This window comes from Aequorivita sinensis (assembly GCF_006346335.1).
GTDB classification, from domain to species: domain Bacteria; phylum Bacteroidota; class Bacteroidia; order Flavobacteriales; family Flavobacteriaceae; genus Aequorivita; species Aequorivita sinensis.
In genome coordinates this window covers 1-6,720 of sequence record NZ_VDMC01000027.1, presented here as the reverse complement: position 1 = coordinate 6,720, position 6,720 = coordinate 1, and the positions used below count along the sequence as shown (strand labels likewise).

At 35.4% G+C, this 6,720-nt stretch carries 6 protein-coding genes; all 6 read left to right on the top strand.

Going from position 1 to position 6,720, the window contains the following annotated elements:
• Positions 1-131 precede the first annotated feature (131 nt).
• The 6 genes from FHP04_RS13950 (at position 132) to FHP04_RS13925 (ending at position 6,313) form a co-directional block, all read left to right on the top strand.
• Complete coding sequence (locus tag FHP04_RS13950; protein ID WP_139856770.1) at positions 132-701, top strand: RDD family protein; 570 nt, start codon at positions 132-134, stop codon at positions 699-701.
• 781 nt (positions 702-1,482) lie between these two features.
• Positions 1,483-2,220 (top strand): DUF3885 domain-containing protein, encoded by a 738-nt coding sequence (locus FHP04_RS13945; RefSeq protein ID WP_139856769.1) that lies wholly within the window; start codon positions 1,483-1,485, stop codon positions 2,218-2,220.
• Between the two features lie 187 nt (positions 2,221-2,407).
• Positions 2,408-3,202: a cation transporter gene (locus FHP04_RS13940; RefSeq protein WP_179951796.1), complete on the top strand. Its 795-nt coding sequence runs from the start codon at positions 2,408-2,410 to the stop codon at positions 3,200-3,202.
• A 180-nt stretch (positions 3,203-3,382) separates the two neighbouring features.
• A complete protein-coding gene (locus FHP04_RS13935; protein ID WP_139856768.1) occupies positions 3,383-3,928 on the top strand; it encodes a toxin-antitoxin system YwqK family antitoxin in 546 nt (181 codons plus the stop codon).
• 162 nt (positions 3,929-4,090) lie between these two features.
• Positions 4,091-4,876: a hypothetical protein gene (locus tag FHP04_RS13930; RefSeq protein ID WP_139856767.1), complete on the top strand. Its 786-nt coding sequence runs from the start codon at positions 4,091-4,093 to the stop codon at positions 4,874-4,876.
• Between the two features lie 183 nt (positions 4,877-5,059).
• The gene (locus tag FHP04_RS13925) at positions 5,060-6,313 is read left to right on the top strand and encodes a hypothetical protein (RefSeq protein ID WP_139856766.1); all 1,254 of its coding nucleotides are present in this window, start codon (positions 5,060-5,062) and stop codon (positions 6,311-6,313) included.
• The last annotated feature ends 407 nt before the right edge of the window (positions 6,314-6,720 follow it).

Sequence of the window (6,720 nt, the reverse complement as noted above, 5' to 3'; positions counted from 1 at the left end):
AAAAACAATGCTAAAACCTGTCTTGAATCGAAATTCCGTGCTCGCTTGCTCAGCGGATTGTCCTGCGGACAATCACGCTCGCCCGCTCGCACAGTTTTTATACGGGACGTTGCCCTCAATATGAGAAAACTATGACGGAAATAATAAACGCAGAAAATCAAACTGAAAAACAGATCGAATATGCAACTTTTTGGAGTCGAGCTGGAGCCTATATTCTCGACGGAATTATAGTCGGAGCATTTACTCTTTTTATTAATGCTATTAACATTGCGAATTTTAAAAGCTTTCTGATTTATCTGTTAATTGCAATTGTTGCAATTTTTTATAAACCTTTTATGGAAAGTAAATACGGAGCAACTTTCGGAAAAATGGCTTTAAAATTAAAAGTAACCGACCAAAACTTCAACCAAATTGACTTTAAGCAATCATTGTTGAGGAGTATATTTCTAATTTTTCCAGCAATTTTTTTCGTTCCGATTTATTATTTTGCATTTAACAATCCAAATCTTGCCGAATACACTCAAATATTTGAATTTTCTCAAGGTTTAGCAATTGAATATCCCATTCAAAGTTGGATAAGTAATTTGAGTTTTATAATAATTGTAGTTGATATAATTGTGTTATTGACTGACAATACAAAAACGCAAAGGTCTTTACACGACCGAATCGGAAAAACTTACGTGATATTTGACCGAAAATAAAAATACTGTGGGCAACACCGGCTATCAGCCATAGCTCCTGCTTGCCTACCCGGAAAATCCCACGGATTTTCCTACCGTTCAGACTTTTTTGGTAACTTAGTCGCAAAACCACGCCACGGCTCATAGCCAAAACCGTTGTGGGCTATGTGAACAAACCAAATCATAAATGGATTTTATCAATATAATTGTCGGTCTTCTACTAATTACACTTGGGATTTTTCTGATTGTATTCTATAGAAGACTAAAAACTGAGAATAAAAGAGGAGGTTTATCATTTAAATTACAAACAGCTGGAATTGGCGTTTTGATTATTGGACTTGGCTTAATCATAAGGGAATTTTGGAAATGAAATTACGGAATGGAAATGCTTAATTGATGGAACCTATACAGCGGAGAAGGAAAAAATTTCTAAACAGTACGGAAAAGAATGTAACAATTGCGTCGGACTTTTATTAGCGGAACGCAAGCAATGGCGGAAAAGAAAGCTTATTTGCGAAATCGGTGCTTTAATCATCGAACGAAATTGATTTACTTCGATGTTCCGTGAAAAGGAAAAAAGGAAAACGGAAGCAGAACGCAAGCTGAATATAAAAAAACACAGCCCACAACAAAATGTATACGCCATTGCGGCTGATTTCCTAATCGGAAATCACCGCAAATTTTCTATCTTTCGTTTGTGGCGGGAAAAATCCTGCGGATTTTCCCGCAACGGCGCATACATAGAACGTTAGCGGTCAGGCGAGAAACGACACTGCAAGACACATAAAGACAATAAATAAAATTGAGAGACGAACTACAAACATATTTAGATACAGTATTTCCTGATGCAAAGATAGAATCACCGCATTCGATTTTTGGAGCAGTTCATATTCGTTTTGAACTTGGAGGGGACGAACCCTTTAAAATTATCAGAAACGGCGTTGAGATTGAGTGGTGGAACGATAAACGTCGAATGACAAAAGTTGATAAGGTTAATCGTGAAAATCATAATAAAAAAAGAGTATCACGAGCAACACAGCGAGCTACAACGTTATTCAATGAGACATTTGATAATCCTGAGACCGAAATATGGATTTTGATTTATGAATATCCAGATGGACTTTTCAATAATTTAAATGACTATTTAATCAATCAGTTTTCACCCGACCTGATTAAATCATTCTATGATAAAAATGAACTAGTTGATTCGCAGGTTATGATTGAAAATCAAGATGGTAGTTTGATATCTGAAAAAACTGAGGCTCGATTAATAGTTGGGAAAATAAAAGCAAAGGATATTCAGGTTTCAAACATTCTCAATGGGATAGCTAATAATGAAATGGGATATGAACCAGCTGTATGTCAAGATATACATTTTTTAGACCCGACAACTGACAGAGGATTCTACATGTATGACGATAGAGGTTGTTATATTTGGAGCAATAAAGCAGAAAAAATTAAACATCTGTATGACAAACGGAACAATTGGATAGTTGATTATCATAGACCAGAAATTGACAAATACTTTATAAATAAATAATAAATAAAGAGTTGATAATAAAGCCCGAACCGCTAACAATGTGTCATACGTAATGGCGGGGGTGTAGTAAATATCAAGGTTTGTGGCTCGCATCAACACCATCTCGGTTTGATAGCGATAAGCTCCGAAATCCGCCACTACGCATACACTCAACGTTGTAAGTAATGCCGAAAAACCCAGAAACCAAGTGAATAAAACAATATTTGAAATTACCAAAATGGATTGTCCTTCAGAGGAAAATCTTATCCGAATGAAATTGGACGGAATTTCAAGCATTGCGAATTTGGACTTTGATATTCCGAATCGAAAATTGACCGTTTTTCACAGCGGAGAAATTGACCAAATCGAAAAGTCCGTTATCGAATTGAATTTAGGTGGAAAAAAAATCTCAACGGAACAAACCGACCGAACGGAATTTAAAGAAAACGAAAATCAGAAAAAACTACTTTGGTCTGTACTTGCCATAAATTTTGCTTTTTTCATTATTGAAATGACAACAGGAATTATCTCAAAATCTATGGGACTTGTTGCCGATAGTTTAGATATGCTTGCGGACAGTTTTGTGTACGGAATTAGTTTGTTTGCGGTTGGCGGAACAGTAATAAAGATAAAACGGATTGCCAAACTTGCTGGATATTTTCAAATAATACTTGCGATTATTGGATTTGTAGAAGTCTTGAGAAGATTTTTCGGAAACGAGAAACTTCCCGATTTTTCAACAATGATTATCGTTTCGATTTTTGCACTTATCGCAAACGGAATTTGTCTTTACATTTTGCAAAAGTCAAAAAGCAAAGAAGAAGCACATATGAAAGCGAGTATGATTTTCACTTCGAATGACGTGATTATCAATTTAGGAGTTATAATCGCTGGACTTTTGGTAAATTGGTTAAGTTCGAGCAAACCTGATTTGATTATTGGAACAATCGTTTTTATTTTGGTAATTCAAGGAGCGTTTAGGATTTTGAAATTAAGTAAGTGAACTAAAAAAGCACTACTTACAACAACGTGTATAATTAATGGCTGGTTCTCGCCTACTTACGAAAATCCTCGTGGATTTTCTATTCGGTTTGTATTTGCTAAATTAGTGGCTTAAACACGCCACTAATCATACACAAACCGTTGGCAATAATATAAGTAAACACCTATTTAACCACCAATAATGAGAACACATAACAGCCTGACTCTTTTTCTTTTCCTCTTTATTTTCAGCGCTCATTCCCAGACGGATCGGCAAAAAGTATCGGATACAGTGAAAAACGCAACCGCCGATACATTTTTTAGCTACCGACCAGACGGAACCATATCAATGCAGATCCCTTTACAAAACGGGGTAAAATCTGGAAACGCACTGTTGCTGGACGAAAAGGAAAATATCGTAGGTATACGACATTATGAAAACGACACCTTAAATGGTTTTGGACTTTTATTAAACGAAAATACTTATAAGCCAAAATATATTTACCAGAGTAAAAATGGGAAACCACAAGGAGTTTTAATTGACTTTTATGATAACGGCATTATGAAGAAATTTCGGACCGCAGATATCTTTAATGATAGTCAAATTTTAAGATTTCACGAAAACGGAGTGATCAAGGAAATTGGTCAAACAAAAATGGGAAAAGCTCACGGTACATTTTTTTACTTTGACGTAAAGGGAAAATTAGAGAAAAAAGTGGAATATAAAGAAGGAAATGTTGTAAAGTAATACTATTGCCAACATTATATAAAAACAATGCTCAAACCTGTCACAAATCGAAAGTCCGTGCTCGCTTGCAACGCCTGATTGTCCTGCGGACAATCAAGCTCGCCAGCTCGCACTGTTTTTATACGGGACGTTGCCCACAATTTGAAAAAACTCATTCACATATTGACAATTACGCTTCTTTTCGTGTCTTGTGAGAACATTGAAAGGAATAAGCTAATATCTGAGTTTGAAGACTTGGAATCGTATCGAATTTGGACAATTGAGAAGTCAATAAATGAAAATGATTCAGTTTATCACGAGAGAAGAACTTTTAAAGCCTTTGATTCTAACGACAGGTTGATAAATGAAGGAAACTTCAAATTCTATTATTACCAAGATGAAACAGATAGAATTGGAAAAACTAAGAACGTTTTTAAGAGAGACAGAAATGTCAAGATTTATACCGAACAATACGAATATGACGAAAATGGATTGTTGCAAAACATTTTGAGAGTTGGAGAAAGCATTGACACGATTAAGTCTTATAAGTATGACGAAAGTGGAAACCTAATTAAATCAAAAACAGGAAACAGGATCATAATACAAGAATTTGAAGATGGACTTTTAAAAAAGAGAATAAGGACTGACGGTGATGCTGAACCTAGAATTTCAGAATTTGAATATGACTCTTTGAATAGACCAATAGTCGAAAATTGGGTTTTTAGTGGAGACCACCAAATGAAAACTAGATTTGAGTACTATGGTGATGGAAAACTATATCGTAAAACTGACAGTTCTTATGCTCCAGGAAAGAGTCCTAATTCGATTGTTGAATCTAGAGATGAGTTCTTATATGACGAGAAGGACTCAATCTCTGAAATCATTCAGTTTGGTAGAATTCAAAGTGAAACGACATTTTATATTCGTGGACGTAGAACATTTGAAAGACGAGTAGAAAAAAGAAAATAAAAAAACTGTGGGCAACAAAACCTAAAAGCAAGCGGGCTGAAAGTGCTATATTTGAAAACACTACAATTAAAAAAACTCCGTAACGGTTGACAAAGACTCGGGTTCCAAAGCCCGCCAGCTTTTAGCCAAACCGTTATGTGTGATGACACAACCAAAAACACCGAAAATATAAAAAACTAATTAATGAAACACTTATTTATTATTGCTATTTCTTTGCTGAGCATTGCCTGTAATACCAAAAATGAAGATCAGAAAAAGTTAGATTTTGTGGAGTTTGACTTTCATTTTGATACAGAATCAAATGAGATGCCGTACAATTTTTCTTCATATTGGGATACCTTTCCTACAATTACTGATAGAACAGCATGGGAATTTGCCAAAATCGGAAACATAAAAAGGATGCATGAGATTTGGGATACGAAAGAATCAATTGAAATTGGACTTACGCAGGAACAAAGAGATAGTTTTGGCTCCTACAAACCAATGGATGCAATAGATTACATATTGAATGAAGCTGAAGAGTACCAAGTAGTTATCATAAATGAAGCTCATCAAATGCCCCAACATCGAATTTTTACCACTCGACTACTTGAAGGACTCAAAAGAAGAGGCTTTAAGCACTTAGGGATGGAAGGATATTATAATACGCCTCAAGCAGATTCAATTATGCAAGCCAATGGTTATCCTATTCTTGATTCTGGATATTATACACAAGAACCTCAATTTGGCAATTTAATAAGAACTGCCTTTGATTTGGGGTTCAATATATTTGGGTACGAAAGCAGTGGACATGCTAATGGGAAGGAAAGAGAAATTAATCAAGCCCGGAATATTGAATCCTATCTAAATCGATACCCCAACGATAAGATATTAATTCATTGTGGATTTGATCATGTTTACGAAGGAGATATGCCTAACAATTCCATGGGTTGGGGAAAGGCGATGGCAGGGAGATTAACGGAATTTACAGGAATTGACCCATTAACCATAAATCAGACAATTTATTCTGAAAAGGGTAACAGGGATTACGAAAACTCGTATTATCAGATTACAGATCTAGAAAGACCTAGTGTTTTTGTCAATGAATCTGGTGAGCTATTTGGTCAGCAACGAAAGGAAGCCTCTCTTGATTTACCTCCTATGGGCACATTCAGGTATGACATAGCAGTTTTCCATCCAAGAAGTAAAAAGTATGATCGTCCGCAATGGATGGTGTATGGTGATCGTAAAGAAGTGGAACTATCATTTGTTGAAGAAAATATCGAGTGCCCATGTTTGGTACTTGCCTACAAAAAAGGTGAGAAAGTCGGCAAAGCCGTTCCTTATGATATACAAGAGACGGCTGATAAGAAGGTTACATTAGTTTTGGATAAATCCGACTTTGAAATTGTCATATTGAATCAGAAGAATATAGCCCTAAAAGCTGAATTTAACTAGGCATCATAGCAAAAACTTTATTTTCACAATGATAACTAAAAGATTTTTATGGTATGGGAGATATGGTAGAATAGATGAATTAATCCAAATGAAGAATAGAGTCACCACACATAACAACGTATAAAAATAATAGGGTAATGAATGCTTAACCCAATGACAAAGGCACTTTTGCGAGGTCGCCAAATTTAAAAATTTGGCTTATTGATAAAAATAAGATAATAAGAAAAATTTTAAAATTCGGCTTGTGTTCAACCGAATGGTTAGCGCTCTTTTTCAGCCCTACTATTCTTATACACGACCGTCAGACTGTCTCAAAACTTAATAAGTTTGTTGAAAACTCATTGCACTCTCTTTAGATGCTGCCTTGGTTATTTGTATCTTAAGGTATGGAATATCAACAAGGAGAA